We start from the raw sequence: 19,209 nt of genomic DNA on the forward strand, positions 1-19,209 counted from the left end.
ATAAGTCTCATGGAAAAATTACTCAAGTAGACATCGCTATTATTTTTCGGCTCGAATTGGGTAGCGTGGCAATATGGATGAGATGGAAGAAACAGATGCTCGTGACTCCTCATCAGCAACAAAACATCATTGATTAGGAATAAGACCGTGACAGCACATATTCTCCTAGTTGAAGATGAAGTCAAACTGGCTCGATTCCTGGAACTGGAATTGAACAGCGAAGGTTATTGCGTCAGCGTAGCGCACGATGGTGTGGCAGGACTGACTTTGGCACGAGAGTCAGCTTTCGATCTGGCAATTCTGGATTGGATGCTACCAGGGTTAACCGGAGTGGAACTATGTCGTCGTCTGCGTGCTACTGGCAACAAGATCCCCGTGATTTTATTAACGGCAAGAGATGAGGTAGGCGATCGCGTTGCTGGATTGGATGCTGGTGCTGATGACTACGTAGTTAAACCATTCAGCATTGAGGAATTACTTGCCCGAATTCGCGCCCATCTGCGCCGTACCAGCGAACCAGACTTAGATTTGATGCAATTTGAGGATTTAAGCTTGAATCGCCGAACTCGCGAAGTGTTGCGCGGTCAACGAGCAATTGAGCTAACTGTCAAAGAATTCGATCTACTAGAATACCTCCTCAGCCATCCGCGTCAGGTATTTACCAGAGACCAAATTTTAGAAAAGGTTTGGGGTTATGACTTTGTAGGCGATTCCAACGTGATTGAAGTTTATATTCGCTACCTGCGCCTGAAACTGGAAGAAAACAACGAAAAGCGTCTGCTCCACACCGTGCGTGGTGTCGGCTATGTATTGCGAGAGTAATATCAAATGATACAATTTGCTACGGGTAATTGTACGCTGACAATTGTGTCCATCCGCGTAGTATCTCGACATAATTGTTGGTTTTTAACGGGCATTAAACCTATAACTAAAGTTCTTTAGTTCGCTCACGCCTTGGACAATTTCTAGTAGGTAGCTACTTAGTTCGCCAGTCCGATAGCTAAGGGAGGATAAAACCTCTAAAACGCGCTGTTTTGGATGCCCAAAGGCTATATTGACTCCATCCTGCTGTGCTTCAGGCTGCATGATAATCGATCCTTAACGACTCGAATCTTGATGAATAAAAGTATACTCTCTTGCCGTGAAAGCCAATTTAGCGGACGAAATATCTCGATATGAGAGATCGATCGGAAACTCCTCAGCTATTTTTCATATATATATCAGCTTTTTACGTGAATTTTCTGAGTGTTTCATCATCTTTCGACCTATTTTATGAGCCACAATCAAGACACCATCTCTGCCAGAAGCATCGATCGCCGTAAAGCAGCGAGAAAATATCAGACTTGGACGATCGCGGCTTTTCTGGTTTCCAAAACACTTTTGGAAAACCCTAACCACTTCGTCCTGATTAGTTTTGATGAAGTCCCGAATGTGACTTCTTGCGTGTTCTAACCGCTGACCCCTCCTATTTTCTAGCTCAGAGGAACTCACTCATGACCGCACAACATTACGATGTCATTATCATTGGAACGGGAGCAGGCGGTGGTACGCTGGCGTATCGTCTCGCTTTTAGTGGTAAAAAGATTTTGATTTTGGAGCGAGGCACATTTTTACCCATCGAGAAAGAGAACTGGAGTGCTTTAGAAGTTTATCAACGAGAGCGGTATCACACCCAGGAACGCTGGTATGACACGAACGGCAAAACTTTTCGTCCCGCAACTGGTTACTGGGTAGGTGGCAATACTAAAGTTTACGGTGCGGCTTTACTGCGATTGCGAGAACGGGATTTTGAGCAGGTCGAACATAAAGAGGGTATTTCGCCAGAGTGGGCGCTGAAATACCGTGACTTTGAACCCTATTACGATCGCGCAGAAGAATTGTACGACGTGCATGGGCAGTCTGGTATCGACCCGACTGAGCCACCTCGAAGCTTGCCTTATCCCTACCCTGCGGTACGCCACGAACCTCGGATGCAAGAACTTGCCAATTTGCTAACCCAGGTAGGTTTACATCCATTTAACCTCCCTTTGGGACTGAAACTCAATGAAGTCGATCGCAGCTTGGAGAACTGTATTCGCTGCAATACGTGTGATGGGTTTCCCTGCTTAACTCGCGGCAAAGCAGATGCTGAAGTCAACTGCATTCAACCAATTCGCGATCGCACAAACGTTACCTTGCTCGTAGCAGCCAAAGTCACGCGCCTGCACACCAGTCCCTCTGGTCGAGAGATCGCTCGTGTTGAAGCAGAAATTAACGGAGAGCATCAATTTTTCACAAGCGATATTGTCGTAGTTGCCTGTGGTGCAATTAATTCAGCCGCGTTGCTGTTGCGATCGCGAAACGATCGGCATCCTAGCGGGCTGGCAAACAGTTCCGGTCAGGTAGGGCGGAACCTGATGAAGCACAACTGCACGGCGATGGTGCAACTGAGTACCAAGCTCAATTCAGATGTTTATCAAAAGACCATTTGCATCAGCGATTTCTATTGGGGGGAGCTGAGCTTTCCTTATCCAATGGGCTTGGTGCAGAACACGGGCAACGTGCTAGCAGATATGTTACCTGCCCAAGCCCCTGCTTTACTAGCTCCTTTGTTAAAACTTCGACCGGGAGCAGAACTGAAAGCGATCGCCGACCGTAGTGTAGGCTGGTGGTTACAGACCGAAGATTTACCCGACCCTGACAACAGAGTGCGAGTAGAAGGCGATCGCCTCTACCTGGAGTACAAACCCAATAATACCGATGCGGCTAGCCGACTGATTCAACGTTGGGCGACTGTTCTCAAGCAGGTCGATCGAGCAGAACATTTCATTCCCTTCAGTCTTTACCCCCGCAACACAATCCCGCTACAAGCAGTAGGGCATCAATGCGGAACTTGTCGCTTTGGCGAAGATCCCACAACGTCTGTATTGGATCTCAATTGTCGCACTCACGAGATCGATAATCTCTATGTCGTTGATGGTAGCTTTTTCCCTTCCAGTGCCGCAGTAAATCCAACATTAACGATCGTTGCTAATGCTCTACGAGTGGGCGATTATTTGTTGAAACAGTTGATGTAGTAGTCTGCCACCATAATTTTTTCATTTCTTGGCTGCGATTATAACGACGGATACTTAACCGGAGATCGTATTACTGGTATTTAGCAGCTATACAGGTAAACTAATTGTAAATACGCTACCTTCGCCTAATTTTGAGCGCAATGTCACGCTACCGCCCATTCCCTCGACTAAAGTTTTGACAATCGGCAATCCTAAACCAGAACCTCCAGTAGTGCGAGTACGGGCTTCATCAACGCGATAAAAACGCTCGAAGATCCGAGATTGGTGTTGCAAGGGAATCCCATAGCCGCGATCGCAAACTTGAATAATTGCTGTTGCTGGTTGAGTGTCTAGTGTCACTTGAATAGACGTATCTGGCTCAGAATATTTGATTGCATTATCAATTAAATTGAGCAAAACTTGCTTGAGACGATCGTAGTCTGCTTTCACAACGATGGGATAAGTTTCTGTCTCAATTGCGATCGCGCGATCGCTGTATTGACGTGCCATCCCCACCACTTCCGCTACTAGATCGTTGAGTATAAAAGAATCGATCCGAAACTGCAAATAACCGCTATCTGCCCTGGCTAAATCGAGTAAATCTTGTAAGAGGCGGATGGTACGTTCTGCTTCAGATGCAGCAGTTTCTATAGCTTCTTGTTGAGTTTCTGTTAAGTTATGCTGTCGTCGCAATACGCTTTGCAAGTATCCATGCACGATTGTCAGCGGCGTGCGCAACTCATGGGAAACATTGCTGACAAATTCCCGTTCTCGTTCCCAAGCTTGAGAGAGGCGAGATAATAACATATTAAATGTTTGCGCCAGTTCCTTCACTTCGCTAGGTGCGCGTTCGAGATTCAATCGCGATCGCCCTAAATCTTCAGCCGAAATTAACTGAGTCATTTGGCTTAATTGGCGCAGAGGTTGAAGCGATCGCTTCAAGTAGAAAGCGATCGCTACTGTCACTGCCAGCAGTACTCCTATACTGATAATGCCCAAATTCCCCACCACTGCCAAAAACATCTGTCGATCGCGCGAAATGTCTCTTGCCACGAACAGTTGACCGATTGCTCTCCCTCGGACTTGCAATGAGCTGCCACGTAGCACAAAGTAGCGTCCGTTAACTTCGGAGACTTGGGCTTGAGACGGCATTTGTGTTAGGGACATTAAAGCAGCAGCCGTACTTCGATCGTTCTGCATCTTGAGACTGACAGACTTAGCTGTAATTTTCCCATCAGGATGCTTTACCCATAGAAGGGTATCAGCAGTCGTCAGGTTATTAATTGCTTTGCTTAAGCCTGTTTCTACTGGCAACATTTCACTGTAGAGTTCTACATCGTGCGGTAGGCGTTCAGCTATGTATTCAATTCCCTGTTTGTGGCTGTTAATTAGGATGCGCTGCATTTGCCATCCCGTCCAGATAGCAATGCTACCCAAGCCTACTGAGGAAACAGTTGCAATCCCAATTGTTAAACGCGATCGCAATGAAAACGGATCGAGCCGCCATACTTCAGAAAATGTTCTCTGTCCCCCTCTCCCCATCCCTTTCAAAGACGGGGACTCCGAGTCCCCCCTGCTTCCCTGCATAATTCTATTCTGCTCCTCACAGGCGAGATGCCTGCGCTACCTTTAGTGCCTTCTCTACTTGGCTCTGTGAAGTTTTGGCTGGACAGGTTTGATTCACGAAGTCGCATTGCTCAATGTAATGTTTCTACCAGCCCAAAGGAATTCTAGCAAGTCGCGCGTCCCAGTTAGTCCTTGTCCCACAAATAGTAAGAGGACGGTAGAAAAGCCAATATTCCCGTTCAGATAGAAGAGAATAAGATTTTGCAGGTAATCGAGTCGGAAATGGGGCTGAGGATAAAGAGCGATCGCGTAAAACTCTGGGTCGAATTAGAGAACAAGAAATTGCGCTTTGCTAAGTACTAAATTATTTAAAGTGGTTCTTCGGCTAACTTAACCATCTTCATATATACCAAATTTTCCCCGCATTTCGATCATTTTTTTAATTTCAGTGTTACTAGTTTTGATAGTTTCCTGTGCCATACGTTTGACTTCAGGATTTGGAGATTGAAGTGCTGACTCTGCTGCTTCAACCATTTTCATCCGAAGCATAATCATCTCATCAATGAAACGCCTAGATCTTGTCTCATTCAGGGGACTAGATGGAGATTGTTGAGCTATTTGGCTATTCAGTTCGATGGTATTAGCATGGTTAGTCATGCGAGTATCTACATTATTTGACTGTGTAGCACTTGCGGAGGTAGTTGCTATAGCTAAGCTAATAGTTGTAAAGGCAATACTTTTTACAAGAGTATTCATGCGAGTGAGTTTCCTTCTGTTGAATTTGTGTCATACTGATGTTTCAGAGTTAGATTAGCTCGATCGCCCCGATCCAACTATGACCTTTAAAGAATTACTCTAAAAGGATTGCCTGAGAAATCGCTGAGTTCCTACTAAAAAATCTCTGAGTCAATCGAGATTTCGGCTGAATAATGTCGAACTAGGGCAATGCTTTGACATACCCAATCTGTGGAGCTGAATAGATAGAAACAAATACAGCATCTTCTGTACCCTCATTCACGGCTCCGTGAATCTGCGATCGATCTGCAACAGCACATTGACCCACACTCAGTGTTTGGCGCTGACCGTCCCCTAAATAATAAGTCAGCGTTCCTTTTAGCATTACCCATGTATCCTGTCCGCTGGGGTGAAGATGAGCTTCAACCTTTTGTCCAGGTTGTACCGCCCAAACTGCAACACTAGAGTTATCCGTCACCACAACTTCAGTGACTTGAGCGCATTGGTCAGAAAAGCATGCGAAGGTTTGGAGGTCAAAGATTCTTTCGTACATCAGCTCAACCGTAACTCCCAACTTTATATAGTCAACACTAGTAGGTGGTTGAAGTTTGGCTCGACAAACATGTCAACCTAGCAGTAAAGCATTCAGCGATCGCTGTATTTCCTACGGTTGACTATGCTACATTCTGTTGAATATTTTTAGTGTTTGCTCAACTACTAAATTTAAATGAGCGTGTCAGTCAACCGGTTCAGCTCTCTTGTCACCCCATCAGCCATGGTGTCATATGTAACAAAGATAAACTCGCATACTCAAAGTTTTTCTTGTAAGATCATCTGCACCCCTCTCGCAGGAGCAAAAGTCACACCTCGGCGCACAGGATATTCGGGCGAGCGATCTGCGATCGCCAATCGATAGCAAGAAAGCATTTTAGCTACGACTAATTTCATCTCAAATAGCGCTAATGCTTCCCCAAGACAACGACGCACACCACCGCCGAAGGGAAAGAATTCATAAGGCGAGAACTTTCGTTCTAAAAAGCGCTCTGGCTTAAACAATTTAGGTTCTGGATAGAGATCTGGGCGCTGATGAGTTAGATAAATACAGCCATAAAGTCTCGTTCCAGGTTCTAGTTGATAACCCATCAGTTCTACAGGTTCTTTGACTTCTCTAGGAACGGTGAGAGTAACAGTGGGGAAAAGGCGTAAACTCTCATGACAAACAGCTGTCAGGTAAGGTAATTGCGCGACGGTTGTTGGATCTGATGACTTGCCCAAGCGCTCCAGTTGGACAAGCAACTTCTCGCCCACTTGGGGATGACGATGAATCGCATACAATGCCCAAGCGATCGCACTTGCAGTTGTTTCTTGACCCGCTAATAGTAGCGTGATTAACTCATCATGCAATTCGGCATCGGTCATCGGTTGACCTGTTTCATCGCGGGCTGAAATCATTAAACTCAAGATGTCTGAACCCGCGGGATCGTGGCGGCGGCGATTCTCTTCGAGATAGCTTCGCTTCACGCGAATTTCAGCGTACAACAGTTCGCTCACCTGTCGTTGCAGAGAGCGAAGATATCCCCAAGGACTTCGCGCTCCCCAATCTTTTTGCAACGATGGGAAGAAAAGTAAACCTGCAATTAAAGGAGATTGAAGTGAATCTGTGAGTCTAATAAATAGTGACTTGAGATGAGCGAAACGGTCTACTTGGTGAATCCCAAAAACGACTTTTAGAATCACTTCTAAAGAGATTTCTTGTGCCAACTGACGTGCAGAAAACCGAGTGCCAATCGACAGCGAACTCATCGCTTTATCAACCCTTTCACAGATCGAATGTCCGTAAGCTTGTATTCGTTCTCCATGAAAAGGTGGCATTAACAATCGACGCTCTCGGCGATGGCGAGAACCTTCTAATGTAAAAATAGAGTTATCTCCAACTAGCGGTTGCAATAGTTGGTTAGGCGGCGTAATAAATTGCTTTGTGTCATTGGCAAAAAGGCGCTGTAGTGCAGTAGGATTACTGACAAATAAAACAACATCGCGATCGCCAATTACAGGAGCGTTAAAAATATCTCCGTAACGTTTTGCAGCGTCCATGTAGGCGAGCGAGTTGCGGGCGTACTGAATTTTTTGCAGCCAACGAGGAGCTGACGAACCATTGGGAAGTCGAGATTGTGAAATCATCGGTTAACTTCGGGCGAAAAAAAGGTAAGAAGATTTTGCTGAAGATCCGGTCAAACTTATTCTGTCGTGTAGTGCGATCGCTAAAGTCGAGTTGATAGACTGTTGGCGCTCTCCTCTTGATAAATCTTTTGAACAGATTTTCTCCCATAAAAAATGGTAAGAATGGCGGTGGCGTAGGCAACTAAGCTATAAATCGCAGCAGGAACAGCCATATCGGGATTGTTTAACAGTCCGGCAGTAATCGCGATCGCTAGCGTCGCATTTTGAATTCCCACCTCAATTGCAATACAGATCCGTTGGGCAAAATTCAAATTAAACAACTTGCCAAACCAAAACCCGATCGCCATTGAGATTATATTCAGTAGTGCTACTCCAATTCCAACTTGGGTGATAAAACTGGGGATGCGATTCCACTCGTGAATTATAATTGCCACGATAATTAAAGCGAGGAAGGCAACGGCAAGCCGATTCGCGGTCTTCTCTAGTCGGCGGGCTAAGTCGGGAAACTTTTGCCGAATCGACATTCCCAAAACAATTGGTAATATGGCGATCGCGAAAATTTGCAGCATCGTTTGCCCAATTGGTAAGGCGATCGCCGCATTTTGTCCGATAAAATATTGCAGTGATAGATTTGCGAAGATGGGAATTGTGAATACGGTAATGGCGCTACTCAAAGCCGTTAAAGTCACGGAAAGGGCGACATCTCCTTTCGTCAAATAAGTAATCATGTTGGAAGAAGGTCCGCCTGGACACAAAGCCAGTACCATTAATCCCACTGCCATTTCTGGCTGCATCGGTACGATCGAAGCGACCAGAAAGCCGACGATGGGGAGAAAGAGCAATTGACTGACTAGACCAATAGCGACGGCTTTGGGATAGCGGGTGACTCGTTGAAAGTCTTCTGGCACGAGGGTTAACCCCATGCCTAGCATTACGGTTGCTAGACCTATCGGTAAGAGGACGGCGGTAAAAAAGCTGGTTTGCATAGATTCGGCAAGGTTAGTTTCTTGAATCAGCGTTGTGCAGCAGCATCCATGTTGGACAAGCGATCTCTACGTGTATTGGATTTTCTGTAGCCATCGAGAAGCTTGCTGAGTGTCTAGAAAAAGAGGCTTTGAAATTATAAATTTTAACTGAGAGCAAAATTGCTAATCTGGTGACTTGCTCTTTAACTTTTCCCGATTATTGTTTCATTGAATTATGCAGGTTTTAAATCTTGAAATTAACTGAAGCTCGAGCGCGTTTAAACCAAAGCCAAGCAACGTATCGACAATTACTTACGTGATGATATGTTTGTGTAGAATGGCTCACGAGATATCACTTTTAGTAAATAACAAGCAATTCTACTACAAATTGGAGATTTTACTAATTGAAGTTTGGCGATATTTCTATGTCAATCCAAGCATGAAGCATCGCTGCCCACAGACCAATTCTTTCTAATACCATTTTTTCAAAACTACGCTTGGAGGCGATCTCCCCTAGCCCTCTTGATAAGGGGGCTAGGGGAGATCTCATTTAGTGCAAAAATAAACAGAATTGGTATAAGGCTTTGGCAATTAATGCACGTCCTCTTGGTGATTCAGGATCTTATACGTCAATGTGTTTCATTCCCATGATGCTATCCCGATGAATCTATTGCTCAGTGGCACGAAAGACAAGGACTAACAGACTAGCGATGGAAACTGAAAACTGAATAGACAATTACAGTAGAGTTAAATAGCTCTCTGTATCCATTAATAGTAATCCTGAGTGAGAACGATCGAGCTACCCGAACCACCCCTAGAAACGCGAAAACCCTCTACTAGAGAGGGTTTCATCTAAAGCCCGTAATGAGGATTGAACTCATGACCTCACCCTTACCAAGGATGCTTTTAAATAGCTCTAATCCTTATAGCGTAAGACTTATAACTATTCTCAATTATACCTATCTCGATTTTGTCTCAACGGTCAGAATTTGATGACAATTCAGTGTATCTGAAAACATATCGCGATCGCTGTTACCTGTCAAATTATCAAAACAAGGCGATCGGCAATCCACAGTTATCCACAACGATCTACAGATCCACACCTGCGGGAAACAAGCAGCATTTTCGATCCAGTTTTAAAATCTACAGTGCCGGATATGCTATGGTTTTTCGGGATCGCGGAGCGGTTTGACTCTTTGGCTTCGATCTCATCCTCTTTGCTTGGCTTTTTCACGTTCTATTCCTTCCCAATCCAGTAATGGCTCACCAGAAGCAACAATTTCCTCGCGAATCTGCCGCAATCGATCGCCTAGCGGTGCTTTAGTCTCGGGTGCGGCTTGTTGCCCAGTAGCGGTTGTTTTCTTCAACTCCAGAAACTCAACAAAATCAATCACTTCTTGTTGCTTGTCTTTTGATAGCGATCGCCATTTTTGCAGCAGCAATTGTTCCACATTCATCTACCTTACCCCCGCGATGTTAATCTACCTGCTCTCACAATTTACACTGGTGGGGTTGAAGTTGTAGGCGATCTCGCTTTCAATCGTGAAAGCCGAGCTACCAATACATGAGCTACAGCTTGAGTATTACAATTAAGTAAGGAGATAATGTAAGGAACTAAAGCATGACTAGCGCCACAGTGACGAGTAAGGGACAAGTCACAATCCCGAAAGAGATTCGGGATTATTTGAAATTAGATGTAGGCAGTAAGGTTGATTTTGTCATTGATGCTGACGGACAGGTAAAAGTTATCCCTTTGAATATTCCTGCCAAAGCGTTATCTGGAATTCTGCATCGTGAGGGAATGAAAGCAGCAACGATCGAGGAAATGGAACGAGCGATCGCCGAGGGTGCAAGTGGTTGGACTTGATACTAATGTTTTGGTTCGCTACTTAACCCGCGATGACGAAAGCCAGTGGCAACAAGCTTGTGAGGTAATAGAAAGCGGACAACTATGCTTTATCGCCAATATTGTGCTGTGCGAATTAGTGTGGGTTTTGCGAGGCAACCCCTATAAATTTGCCAGAGAGGAAATTCTTAATACCTTCGAGATGATGCTGCAAAGCCCTACTTTCGAGTTCGAGAATCGTTCTGTGGTTTATCAGACATTGCAGAGAGCAAAGCAGGGTAAAGCCGATTTTTCCGATTATTTAATTGGGGCGATCGCAATTCATGCAGGTTGCCAAGAAACAGTCTCCTTCGATCGCAAACTCAAAGGAGAAAGGGGTTTTAGGTGCTTGACGCAAGACTAGTTAACTGTAGATCCAAGAGTAGATCCTTGGTCTACAGTTTCAATACTGTATTTTTCAGGGCTTTCAAACGAACTGTAGACCTGTAGACCTTGTAGACCGATATCCTACTAGATCTTTCTCAACTTAGACGTGACTGGATGCAGGCAGTAGAAAGGGCAGAACACGCGATCGTATTAGAAGAAACTAATTTCTTCCGGTAATCTGGCGGTTGTGCCGTAAAGCTAGCCAAGCCCTTTGTTAAGTACGTTAGACGAGTAGAAGACTAGTCAAATCGGCTGGTTTACCCACTTTTGGTTCACCCATTTTAAAATATCTCGACATACATGGGTTTGAACACTGCGTCTATACATCAGCGATCGCTTTTTCTTTTCTGGCATATTAGCAAAGCTGTTGAGATTTAGACTTTATCTGAAAAAAGCGATCGCGAAAAAAAATTAAACCACTTCCCTAATTTGGGTAGTGATATGGAAGTAGTGGTGAGTTGTAATTCTTGTCCCTTTAGCATTCTGTATAATATTAGCTAGTACAAATAACCCTCATATACTTGCCTAGAATTAGTATTTTTGATGACAACAATTTTAGCGTTCTTATTTTACTCATTTGGATTACTATTGCCAAAATTAACACGAGAGTCAATAGAACTATCCCAAAAAATATGTGAAGAACCTTCAGAATGGGTCTGCCCTACCTGTAGCTCTGAGCATTTGATGAAAAATGGTTCAGTTCATAATGGTAAACCAAAATATCAGTGTAAAAGCTATGGTCGTCAATTTGTTATCAGTCCTACTAAAACTACTGTTTCAAAGGAGACGAAACAGCCGATCGATCGACTCTTACTTGAAAGGATATCATTGCGAGTAATTGCCAGAGTGACTCAAGTAAGTTGGTCTTGATTGCAAGAGTATGTCAATCAAAAGCTAGCTCGTACTCCGCGCCAGGTCAAGGTTTTAGTCAAATCACTAGGTAATTTGGTCATTGAATGCGATGAGATGTGGTCATTTGTTGATAGCAAGAAAAATGGGGTTTATATTTGGCTAGCGATTGACCGCAATTCTCGAAAAATTGTCGGTTGTTTTGTGGGAGATAGAACGAGAAAATCAGCCCGTAAATTGTGGGCTTCTTTACCAGAGGTTTATCAACAATGTGCCTTCTCCTATACAGATTTTTGGCAGGCTTATAAAATAGTTATTCCCCCTAAACGTCATCGAGCTGTTGGTAAGGAAACAGGTCTAACTAATCAGATTGAACGATTAAATAATACCTTCAGACAACGGGTTTCTCGACTAGTAAGAGAAAGTCTATCATTCTCCAAAAAGTTGAACAATCATATTGGAGCGATTTGGGACTTCATTCATGGCTACAATGTCGAGCTGAGCAGGGTTTGAGCCTCACCACTACTTCCGTATCACTACCCATCATTCGATCGCCTTGACCGCTGCGGCAGCAATATGAGATATTACTCTTTCGCGTGCCTCTAAAGTTGCCTTTGAACCAACGATAAATACTGCGATCGCAATTTGTCTTCCCTTGGGAGAAGTGACGATACCAACGTCATTGGTAGCAGTGCCGATGCCCAGTACGTCTGAACCCGTACCAGTTTTACGAGTATATGAAAAATTCTTATTTACGCCACACGCCAATCTCGTTTTTTCCAGGATAAGCAGGTAGAGGTTGTAAGTTTTGGAACAGTGGCGTGCAATCTGGGCGCGTCCCTTGGGGTGTTGTATTTTCAGGAACTTGATTTTTCACTGGTTTGATGCCTGCTTTGAGATAAGCGACAATTGACCAAGTATCGCGATCGCTCAAGTTCTGATATACACTCCAAAACATCGGTGGGCAAATTGTCTTACCGTGTTTGTCTTGTCCTTGGCGGAAGACAGTGAAAACTTGCTCTGGTGTCCAACTACCAATTCCCGTCTCTTTGTCAGGGGTGATGTTGGATGGATAAATTTGGAATTCACCGATTTGAAAGGGTTGATCTGGGGTTCCTGGCAAATATCCAGCCAACCACTGAGGATCGTCAGGAGTTTGATTGGGGCTGTGGCAACCCGCACAATGACCCGCCCCCGTGACCAAATATCGCCCCCGTTGGATTAAACGCGGGTCAGTTAAATCGCTAGATAAGTTGTTGCTACTGTAAACGGGTGTCACCTTCAGTAGCACGACACTGAAAAGAACCAGTAGAAAGAGAAATCCTGACAAAACGCGCCATCTTCTATTCATTTCACACCTTCTAGGCAATTTAAGAGTACGTACTAGCCGTTAGTCTCGTTCGCAGCCGGATAATCCGGTAAAGGTTGTAAGTTTTGGAACAGTGGGGCGCAGTCGGGGCGCATTCCCCCAGGTGCAGTGTTTTCGGGGATTTGATTTCTAATTGGTTTGATCCCTTCTTTTAAGTAAGCGACAATTGCCCAATTATCGCGATCGCTCTGGTCGCGATAATAAGCCCAAGGCATGGGCGGACAAATTGTCTTACCGTCTTTATCGCGTCCGTGACGCAAAGAATTAAAGACCTCTTGTGGTGTCCAACTGCCAATTCCCGTTTTGCGATCGGGGGTAATATTGGACGGATAAATTTGGAATTCACCGACTTGAAACGGTTGCCCTGGAGTTCCTGGCAAGTAACCAGCTAACCATTCTGGATCGTCGGGTGACTTATTCGGACTGTGACATCCAGCGCAGTTACCTAATGCCGTAACGATATACCTCCCGCGTTGAATCAGACGCGGGTTAGTTAAATCGCGAGCAAAATCGTTACGACTATTTGCTTGCGTTACTCCCAATGAGACTACGCTGATGAAAACTACTAAAAATAGAAAACTTGACAAAATCCGCCATTTACTCTTCATTTCTCACCTCTAGGATGGATAGAGTCGATCGAGAGGCATTGAAAGACCGAATTAATTTTCTTTGAGAAAGTCCAGTAGTGCAGGATTGACCAGATCGGCATGAGTCCAGTTGATAGCATGGGGACCGCCAGGTATGACCACAAGCCGACTGTTTTTAATTAGCTGCGGTAGTCTCGCGGCGGTCGTTTCCAGTGGCAGGATGCGATCGGCATCCCCATGAACGATTAGAGTTGGTACGTCGATGCGTGGCAGATCGTCACGGAAATCGGTCAACCACGACGGTACGCAGTCTAAAGTTGCCTTAGCAGAAGCTCCTGCCGCGACATTCCAGCTCATCTGGATGGCATCTTTGCTAATGCGTTCCCGCTTTGCGGGTAGCGCTTCGCTATCGCCTCCCAGTACGTCTACGTTGAAAAAGTCTTGGAAAAATGCCGACAGATAGGCTGGGCGATCTTCAACAATTGCCTTCATAATACCATCGAAGACACTGCGATCGACTCCTTCGGGATTGTCGTCTGTCTTCAGCAGAAAGGGTGGCACTGGAGCCATGAGCACGGCTTTACTGACACGCTCCGAGCCGTACTTGCCGAGATAGCGCGTCACTTCGCCAGTCCCCATCGAGAAGCCAACCAGCACTGTATCGCGCAGGTCAAGTTCTGTCATCAGCTGGTTGAGATCCGCCGCGAAGGTATCGTAGTCATAGCCAAACGACGGCTGGCTGGAAGCGCCAAATCCTCGGCGATCGTAGGTGATGACCCGATAGCCTTCGTCCAGTAGTAGCAACACCTGTTTTTCCCAAGAATGACCGCTCAGAGGAAACCCGTGAATTAGCACAACGGGCTGCCCCGCTCCAAGATCTTCGTAGTAAATTTCGATGTTGGCAGAGTTTTCTTTACCGACAGTAATGTAAGGCATTAGAGTCTCCTTTTTGACAAAATAACTCAGGGTTGTTCAGGCAACTGTTGGGAAACAGGGCTTATATCTGCCAAAAGTTGCCTGGTAAGTATCGTTAAGCTTTGTAGCAGAGGCTTGAAGTAGGTTTTGCTCGACCGACTGAATCGGCAACACGAGGCGGCTTTCAATGCCATACTTACCAATGATACAGGGCAGTCCTAGCACCACCTCATTTCCCACGTCATAAGCGGGATCGGCTCTGGTAGAAACCCTTCGGGTTCGCAGTCGCCTACGGAGGGAAACCCTCCTGCAGCGCTGTCTCACCGTAAATATCCGCTTTTCATCCCACCCGATCGCATCGACGAGTTGAGCGACAACAGTTGCAACACCGTAGCTCGTATATCCTTTACGTTTGATAATGGCATTGGCGCGATCGTGCGTTACCTGACCCAGTTCTACCTGAATCTGTTTTGCGATCGGCTGCGCCGACATTTCCCGCACCCACAATGCCAACTTTAGATGGTTTGATACTCATAATAGTCGTGTGGCAAAAAAATAAATACAGTACTATAGCGTATTTATGCAAACCTGTACGCTTACACAGGTTCCATGTACAAGCGTGCCCACTCGATCCGATCCGCTTGGATGCCAAGAATGGTCACTCCGCGCATACCAAACCGCATCCCATCGCGACGGGTGCCAAACCAGTGCCACTCAGCCCAGGTCGTATCACCCTCAACTGCCGAACGCAGTAAGTGAGAGTGAAAATCTGGGATGTCGTGGAATATGGTAGTCCAATTCTTACGGATATGCTCGATTCCCTGAAAAGCCCGTTCGGAATGGAGTGGATGGTCGCTCTGAATGTTAGGTGCAAAACAAGCTAAAAATGCTTCTAGGTCATGTGCGTTCTGTGCTTGTTGCAGTCGCTCTATAACGACACTTTGGTTGGACTTCATAATGCCTCCTTTAGTGCGAGATGTCCGGTCGTTGAACGAAAGACATCATCCGGATCGTATTTCCGTTTATCGCAGTGGGTTGGGTTTTCACCTTGCCATTCCAGAGTTGGCGTACCTGTTCGTAGGCAGCGTCTTCAGGAAGAAAAAGCTGTCCTGCGAGCAGTGCTGCAAGATTGTTGAAAAAAGCACTGCTGCGGCTATACGTATATAGCAAGTAGAAAAATTGTTGCAACACATTTCCAATTCATGTCTTGAATTCGATGCCATACTTAGGTGCTACTGCCAAAACTCGCTCGATTGCTTCAGGAGTAGCTGGGATGGATGGAGCGTCTGGACTGTCTACTTCAACCCCAATTTCGGCAAAAAATCTTTCAATTCCAGCAGGCATGAACCATGCTAACATCTTGGCACGCTGTGTGGTATTGTTTCTAAAGCTATGCAGATGACCCTTCGGCGAATAAAGAAAAGTTCCAGGTGTGGCGATCGCGATTCGATCGTCCAGTTGAAACTCAAGTTCGCCCTCTAGGATGTAGAATGCTTCATCTTCTCGATGATGAATATGAGGCGGCGGTCCAATTTGAGGATCGACTTGAACTTCGACAAGGGTGTATTGCCCAGCGGTGTCTTCACCCACTGCCTTGAAGGTGAGGATATCTCCCACAATAGAGAGGGAAGTCCCTTGACCTGGTTTCATTAACAGTTCATGAGGGAGAATCACTGTAATTTCTCCTGTTTGTTAGGTAGTTGGTAGTGTGAACGAGCTATTGTTTGGCTTTGAGTCATCATCCCAAACCCAGAGCAATTCATGATGGTTGTATTGCAAAACGTGGTTGAGGACAAAAAACTTTTTGGTAAGTCATCAGATCGAAAGCAACTCGTTTCTGGTGGATGTTTGCACCAAGAATCGCTTCTTGAATCGCTTCATTTGGAGCCGCTGCCATGACTGTGATTAAATCGACTCCAGCCGCATAGTAATAACTACCTTCTGCACTATAGGGAACATCAAAGCCTTTAAAGTCAGCTACGAGCATTTGACGATTGTTCAATCGCTTACGAAATTCAGCAACGATACTCACTCCCTCTAGTGCCGCATGAAGCAGCGTCGGTCTACCGATTTCATGAATAATGTCTCGATCTGGGTGCTTTTCCAGAATTGTATCCAACATTGCTAGGCATTGTGACGTAGAGGTGTAATCGTAAGCGATCCAAAGATAGGGTTTCATGGTATTATTTTGATGATTTTATTTGATAATTTTAAGTGATGCGATCGATGGCAAAGATATTACTCTAAATTGGTGTGCAAAGCCAGGAGTAAATGAGTATTTTTATTGAGTGTTTGCGACAGAACATAGAACAAAGCATCAAAAAATAGTAGGGTTGATTGCTCGAATAAAGAACCGGCAAATTGTTGCGATGCGCTATTATTCAAATCTTGCTTTGTCGCTGCTGCTAGTTCAATTGAAAGATCGACAAGTTGCCCCAACAAAGATTGCTTATTAACCGTCACTCCGACAAGGTATGCTCCAACTGCCTTTGCTTGAGCCGCGATCGCACACACAGTTTTAGTACTGCCCGATCCAGAACAAGCGATGAGCAAATCGGTGGATCGAATCGATGGTGTCGTTGTTTCACCTACGACGTAGACTTGGCAACCCAAATGCATCAGTCGCATTGCTGCCATGCGGATTACCAAGCCGCTACGACCTTCACCCATGACAAAGATTCGCTCTGCGTCTACAATTTTCTGCGCCAGTTGTTCGACCTCTGGGTAATTGATAGTATGCAATACGCGCTGATTTTCTGCCAAAACTAATCCAATCGCTTGAGTAAAAATTGCTTGCATTGGTGTACAAACGGTTACTACTGGGAGTGAGATATGGTTAACATCCATTTATTTCTCGCGTATGCTCTTTAGAAACTGATTCTTTTGTCGCCAATACTCTTCAGGGGAATGTCATGTCGCAACCGCAAGCGGACGCAGAGGTGTTGTCCGGCTTGTTTTGTTGCGGTTATACTCTTCCAGTACATTTTTGTAGTCAGAGCAATTGTATCTGGCAAAAATCTCCGCCAGAATATTAGGCATTTTTCTGTAGCTCGAAACCCCTAAATCTCGCAGCAAGATGTCTATGTATTGCTGGTAACGGACGTTAACCCCAGAGCCACGAGTGGGTTCAAAGCGGATATGTGCCCTCTTCCATTGGCGGACTTGTTCGATATCTTGCTCCATCTGTTCGACTGATGGCAATTCCAGCTCGCCTTTTAGATAAGCGCAAAACCAAAGCGTGCCAATTTCGACGGCAGGTACGTGTAAAAACCCATGATTGAAACCGACAAAAGCAAGATTGGAAACTCTTGGGTGGATTAAGTGTCGGTACAGTTGTACTCCATCCTTTTGAACCTCCAGCAAATGTCGATACCTTTCAGGCAGAAAGGAAAAAACTGGAGTCTGCGAACCTAAAGATAACACAACGACATCGCAGTGAATTTCCTGACCCTGCTCTAACTTTATCGTTTCCTCAAAAAAACCGGATAATTTTGCCTGATGTGGTTGTATCCGACCCTCTGCCACGAACCTATAATAAGCATCTGGTGCTACTGCGGTAGCCGATCGTAAGTCAGACACTAAAGAGTGCGTTGGCTGTACGATTTTTAATCGGTCAGCAGCAGCTTGGTCTCTCCCAAACCTCATCCATTGAACTTGTAACCGCAAAATTAACTCAACCAGCCTCCCAAAACTGGAAACAATGAAATTGAGACGCTGATGGAGGAATCGCTCTACGGTCGTTGGATACGCCCAGCTTGGAGTCATGACAGAATTGATGCGACTGAATAAGACGTGGGTATAGTGGAGACCCAAAATCCGTTGGGGGATCAGCCATCTGGGTTGACGAAAGATGTGGTAGACTTGCTGACCCCGCTGCGCCGCTAGTACAGTCATGTCGATCGCGCTCTTGCCAAATCCGACAACTGCAACACACTTGTCATTAAAAATGTCGAGGGATTTAATCTCCCTTTCTGTGACAACTTTACCTGTAAAATCTACTTCTCCTGCAAATGTTGGGTGATATTTCTGAAGATATTGACCTGTAGCAATCAGGACATAGGGAAATGTGTCTTCGTGACATCCCGCTTGGTTTTGGAATCGCACTCGCCAGCCCGCTGCTATTTCTTCAAGTGCAAGCACTTCATGATTGAGGCGAACATCAATCTGCAAATGATGGACTGCTGCATCCAGGTATTGTCGAATTTGGAGTTGCGTAGGATGTAAATCGGGTGCGAACGTCCAAGGAAAATCGGATAAATGATATTGCGAACTGATGTTCTGAAGGCGAACTTCTGGGTATGCTACTGCCCATACACCACCAATCTCAGTAGACTTCTCAAAAACAACAGCCTCATATCCATTTTTTTTGAGTATGTTGGCTGCTGCAATTCCTGATATGCCAGCGCCGATGACTGCAATTCGTTGATTTTTTTGAGCAACCATAATTGTTGTGAGAAATCAGGGTTCGTGCTTAGGTGCGATCGATTAGTTTGTTTGAGGACAAGCTCGGATCGATCGCCTTCCGCGCACTTTCAACACCCACAACGGGCAGCGGAGCCACTGCCACTTCAACCCGTTTCCCTGTGGGAGCTAAGCCAGGTAGCATCCAGTCCATCTGGGTGGTGTGAGTGAACTTACTAACCAGAGCAGGGATTAGTTAACATAAAAAAGTAGCTAAGTCTGGAGTGTGCCATGAAACTCAAAGACGCTCGCCATATGTCAGCCTCTGCCCAAG

The 19,209-nt window shown here is 45.4% G+C and carries 24 protein-coding genes and 1 pseudogene; 6 read left to right on the forward strand and 19 right to left on the reverse strand.

The features are described 5' to 3' along the window. Window positions 1–147: 147 nt before the first annotated feature. Window positions 148–822, forward strand: a complete 675-nt coding sequence (locus tag H6G17_RS24795; protein WP_015155603.1) for a response regulator transcription factor — start codon at window positions 148–150, stop codon at window positions 820–822. An 84-nt stretch (window positions 823–906) separates the two neighbouring features. On the opposite strand, the gene H6G17_RS24800 is transcribed toward H6G17_RS24795, so the two are convergent. Beyond that, on the reverse strand, window positions 907–1,086 hold the full coding sequence (locus tag H6G17_RS24800; protein WP_192161273.1) for a hypothetical protein: 180 nt from the start codon (window positions 1,084–1,086) through the stop codon (window positions 907–909). Between the two features lie 186 nt (window positions 1,087–1,272). Here H6G17_RS24800 and H6G17_RS24805 point away from each other — a divergent pair, with 186 nt between their 5' ends. Beyond that, entirely contained in the window at window positions 1,273–1,452 is a 180-nt protein-coding gene (locus H6G17_RS24805) for a glycoside hydrolase 100 family protein (RefSeq protein WP_192161249.1), read from the forward strand. Window positions 1,453–1,493: 41 nt separating this feature from the next. Beyond that, entirely contained in the window at window positions 1,494–3,056 is a 1,563-nt protein-coding gene (locus H6G17_RS24810) for a GMC family oxidoreductase (protein WP_192161250.1), read from the forward strand. Between the two features lie 87 nt (window positions 3,057–3,143). Here the strand turns inward: H6G17_RS24810 and H6G17_RS24815 are convergent, their stop codons facing one another. The 6 genes from H6G17_RS24815 to H6G17_RS24845 form a co-directional block, all read right to left on the reverse strand. Then, window positions 3,144–4,577 (reverse strand): ATP-binding protein, encoded by a 1,434-nt coding sequence (locus H6G17_RS24815; protein ID WP_192161270.1) that lies wholly within the window; start codon window positions 4,575–4,577, stop codon window positions 3,144–3,146. Between the two features lie 414 nt (window positions 4,578–4,991). Continuing rightward, window positions 4,992–5,357 carry a DUF305 domain-containing protein gene (locus tag H6G17_RS24820; protein ID WP_192161251.1) on the reverse strand — a complete coding sequence of 122 codons (366 nt, stop codon included), beginning with the start codon at window positions 5,355–5,357 and terminating at the stop codon, window positions 4,992–4,994. Between the two features lie 181 nt (window positions 5,358–5,538). Beyond that, window positions 5,539–5,889, reverse strand: a complete 351-nt coding sequence (locus H6G17_RS24825; protein ID WP_015155598.1) for a cupin domain-containing protein — start codon at window positions 5,887–5,889, stop codon at window positions 5,539–5,541. Between the two features lie 257 nt (window positions 5,890–6,146). Further along, complete coding sequence (locus H6G17_RS24830; RefSeq protein ID WP_192161252.1) at window positions 6,147–7,517, reverse strand: cytochrome P450; 1,371 nt, start codon at window positions 7,515–7,517, stop codon at window positions 6,147–6,149. Between the two features lie 80 nt (window positions 7,518–7,597). Next, window positions 7,598–8,503 (reverse strand): bile acid:sodium symporter family protein, encoded by a 906-nt coding sequence (locus H6G17_RS24835; protein ID WP_192161253.1) that lies wholly within the window; start codon window positions 8,501–8,503, stop codon window positions 7,598–7,600. 1,187 nt (window positions 8,504–9,690) lie between these two features. Beyond that, a complete protein-coding gene (locus H6G17_RS24845; RefSeq protein WP_192161255.1) occupies window positions 9,691–9,939 on the reverse strand; it encodes a DUF2281 domain-containing protein in 249 nt (82 codons plus the stop codon). 164 nt (window positions 9,940–10,103) lie between these two features. On the opposite strand from H6G17_RS24845, the gene H6G17_RS24850 reads away from it, so the two are divergent. The 3 genes and pseudogenes from H6G17_RS24850 to H6G17_RS24860 all read left to right on the forward strand — a co-directional run bounded on the left by H6G17_RS24850 (window position 10,104) and on the right by H6G17_RS24860 (window position 12,116). Next, window positions 10,104–10,349: a type II toxin-antitoxin system PrlF family antitoxin gene (locus H6G17_RS24850; RefSeq protein WP_192161256.1), complete on the forward strand. Its 246-nt coding sequence runs from the start codon at window positions 10,104–10,106 to the stop codon at window positions 10,347–10,349. Continuing rightward, a complete protein-coding gene (locus tag H6G17_RS24855; RefSeq protein WP_192161257.1) occupies window positions 10,336–10,731 on the forward strand; it encodes a type II toxin-antitoxin system VapC family toxin in 396 nt (131 codons plus the stop codon). Before H6G17_RS24850 ends, H6G17_RS24855 begins: the two co-directional genes overlap by 14 nt. A gap of 707 nt (window positions 10,732–11,438) precedes the next feature. Beyond that, window positions 11,439–12,116: pseudogene (locus H6G17_RS24860) on the forward strand (IS1 family transposase). Window positions 12,117–12,146: 30 nt separating this feature from the next. Here H6G17_RS24860 and H6G17_RS24865 read toward each other — a convergent pair. The 12 genes from H6G17_RS24865 to H6G17_RS24920 all read right to left on the reverse strand — a co-directional run bounded on the left by H6G17_RS24865 (window position 12,147) and on the right by H6G17_RS24920 (window position 19,089). Continuing rightward, window positions 12,147–12,371, reverse strand: coding sequence for a hypothetical protein (locus H6G17_RS24865; RefSeq protein WP_192161258.1), 225 nt, complete (start codon window positions 12,369–12,371; stop codon window positions 12,147–12,149). Beyond that, window positions 12,352–12,954: a c-type cytochrome gene (locus H6G17_RS24870; RefSeq protein ID WP_192161259.1), complete on the reverse strand. Its 603-nt coding sequence runs from the start codon at window positions 12,952–12,954 to the stop codon at window positions 12,352–12,354. Before H6G17_RS24870 ends, H6G17_RS24865 begins: the two co-directional genes overlap by 20 nt. Before the next feature lie 32 nt (window positions 12,955–12,986). Continuing rightward, complete coding sequence (locus H6G17_RS24875) at window positions 12,987–13,580, reverse strand: c-type cytochrome (protein ID WP_192161260.1); 594 nt, start codon at window positions 13,578–13,580, stop codon at window positions 12,987–12,989. 51 nt (window positions 13,581–13,631) lie between these two features. Beyond that, window positions 13,632–14,495, reverse strand: coding sequence for an alpha/beta hydrolase (locus H6G17_RS24880; protein ID WP_192161261.1), 864 nt, complete (start codon window positions 14,493–14,495; stop codon window positions 13,632–13,634). Window positions 14,496–14,531: 36 nt separating this feature from the next. Then, complete coding sequence (locus tag H6G17_RS24885) at window positions 14,532–14,987, reverse strand: hypothetical protein (RefSeq protein WP_199316979.1); 456 nt, start codon at window positions 14,985–14,987, stop codon at window positions 14,532–14,534. An 83-nt stretch (window positions 14,988–15,070) separates the two neighbouring features. Next, window positions 15,071–15,430, reverse strand: coding sequence for a nuclear transport factor 2 family protein (locus H6G17_RS24890; RefSeq protein WP_192161262.1), 360 nt, complete (start codon window positions 15,428–15,430; stop codon window positions 15,071–15,073). A gap of 10 nt (window positions 15,431–15,440) precedes the next feature. Next, window positions 15,441–15,644, reverse strand: a complete 204-nt coding sequence (locus H6G17_RS24895; RefSeq protein ID WP_192161263.1) for a hypothetical protein — start codon at window positions 15,642–15,644, stop codon at window positions 15,441–15,443. Window positions 15,645–15,674: 30 nt separating this feature from the next. Further along, window positions 15,675–16,148 carry a cupin domain-containing protein gene (locus tag H6G17_RS24900; RefSeq protein ID WP_199316980.1) on the reverse strand — a complete coding sequence of 158 codons (474 nt, stop codon included), beginning with the start codon at window positions 16,146–16,148 and terminating at the stop codon, window positions 15,675–15,677. Window positions 16,149–16,233: 85 nt separating this feature from the next. Continuing rightward, the gene (locus tag H6G17_RS24905) at window positions 16,234–16,653 is read right to left on the reverse strand and encodes an orotidine 5'-phosphate decarboxylase / HUMPS family protein (RefSeq protein ID WP_192161264.1); all 420 of its coding nucleotides are present in this window, start codon (window positions 16,651–16,653) and stop codon (window positions 16,234–16,236) included. Window positions 16,654–16,712: 59 nt separating this feature from the next. After that, the gene (gene hxlB, locus H6G17_RS24910; protein ID WP_192161265.1) at window positions 16,713–17,273 is read right to left on the reverse strand and encodes a 6-phospho-3-hexuloisomerase; all 561 of its coding nucleotides are present in this window, start codon (window positions 17,271–17,273) and stop codon (window positions 16,713–16,715) included. Window positions 17,274–17,384: 111 nt separating this feature from the next. After that, window positions 17,385–18,917, reverse strand: coding sequence for an NAD(P)/FAD-dependent oxidoreductase (locus H6G17_RS24915; protein WP_192161266.1), 1,533 nt, complete (start codon window positions 18,915–18,917; stop codon window positions 17,385–17,387). A gap of 28 nt (window positions 18,918–18,945) precedes the next feature. Then, the gene (locus tag H6G17_RS24920) at window positions 18,946–19,089 is read right to left on the reverse strand and encodes a hypothetical protein (RefSeq protein WP_199316981.1); all 144 of its coding nucleotides are present in this window, start codon (window positions 19,087–19,089) and stop codon (window positions 18,946–18,948) included. Between the last annotated feature and the right edge of the window lie 120 nt (window positions 19,090–19,209).

This window comes from Chroococcidiopsis sp. [FACHB-1243] (assembly GCF_014696895.1).
Classification (GTDB): Bacteria; Cyanobacteriota; Cyanobacteriia; order Cyanobacteriales; family Chroococcidiopsidaceae; genus Chroococcidiopsis.

Coding starts and splice junctions, on each gene's coding strand:
- H6G17_RS24800 (WP_192161273.1), bottom strand. CDS start 1,086: ATGCAGCCTGAAGCACAGCAGGATGGAGTCAATATAGCCTTTGGGCAT.
- H6G17_RS24830 (WP_192161252.1), bottom strand. CDS start 7,517: ATGATTTCACAATCTCGACTTCCCAATGGTTCGTCAGCTCCTCGTTGG.
- H6G17_RS24920 (WP_199316981.1), bottom strand. CDS start 19,089: ATGGACTGGATGCTACCTGGCTTAGCTCCCACAGGGAAACGGGTTGAA.
- H6G17_RS24825 (WP_015155598.1), bottom strand. CDS start 5,889: ATGTACGAAAGAATCTTTGACCTCCAAACCTTCGCATGCTTTTCTGAC.
- H6G17_RS24835 (WP_192161253.1), bottom strand. CDS start 8,503: ATGCAAACCAGCTTTTTTACCGCCGTCCTCTTACCGATAGGTCTAGCA.
- H6G17_RS24850 (WP_192161256.1), top strand. CDS start 10,104: ATGACTAGCGCCACAGTGACGAGTAAGGGACAAGTCACAATCCCGAAA.
- H6G17_RS24820 (WP_192161251.1), bottom strand. CDS start 5,357: ATGAATACTCTTGTAAAAAGTATTGCCTTTACAACTATTAGCTTAGCT.
- H6G17_RS24915 (WP_192161266.1), bottom strand. CDS start 18,917: ATGGTTGCTCAAAAAAATCAACGAATTGCAGTCATCGGCGCTGGCATA.
- H6G17_RS24870 (WP_192161259.1), bottom strand. CDS start 12,954: ATGAATAGAAGATGGCGCGTTTTGTCAGGATTTCTCTTTCTACTGGTT.
- H6G17_RS24875 (WP_192161260.1), bottom strand. CDS start 13,580: ATGAAGAGTAAATGGCGGATTTTGTCAAGTTTTCTATTTTTAGTAGTT.
- H6G17_RS24815 (WP_192161270.1), bottom strand. CDS start 4,577: ATGGGGAGAGGGGGACAGAGAACATTTTCTGAAGTATGGCGGCTCGAT.
- H6G17_RS24810 (WP_192161250.1), top strand. CDS start 1,494: ATGACCGCACAACATTACGATGTCATTATCATTGGAACGGGAGCAGGC.
- H6G17_RS24805 (WP_192161249.1), top strand. CDS start 1,273: ATGAGCCACAATCAAGACACCATCTCTGCCAGAAGCATCGATCGCCGT.
- H6G17_RS24905 (WP_192161264.1), bottom strand. CDS start 16,653: ATGAAACCCTATCTTTGGATCGCTTACGATTACACCTCTACGTCACAA.
- H6G17_RS24845 (WP_192161255.1), bottom strand. CDS start 9,939: ATGAATGTGGAACAATTGCTGCTGCAAAAATGGCGATCGCTATCAAAA.
- hxlB (WP_192161265.1), bottom strand. CDS start 17,273: ATGCAAGCAATTTTTACTCAAGCGATTGGATTAGTTTTGGCAGAAAAT.
- H6G17_RS24880 (WP_192161261.1), bottom strand. CDS start 14,495: ATGCCTTACATTACTGTCGGTAAAGAAAACTCTGCCAACATCGAAATT.
- H6G17_RS24890 (WP_192161262.1), bottom strand. CDS start 15,430: ATGAAGTCCAACCAAAGTGTCGTTATAGAGCGACTGCAACAAGCACAG.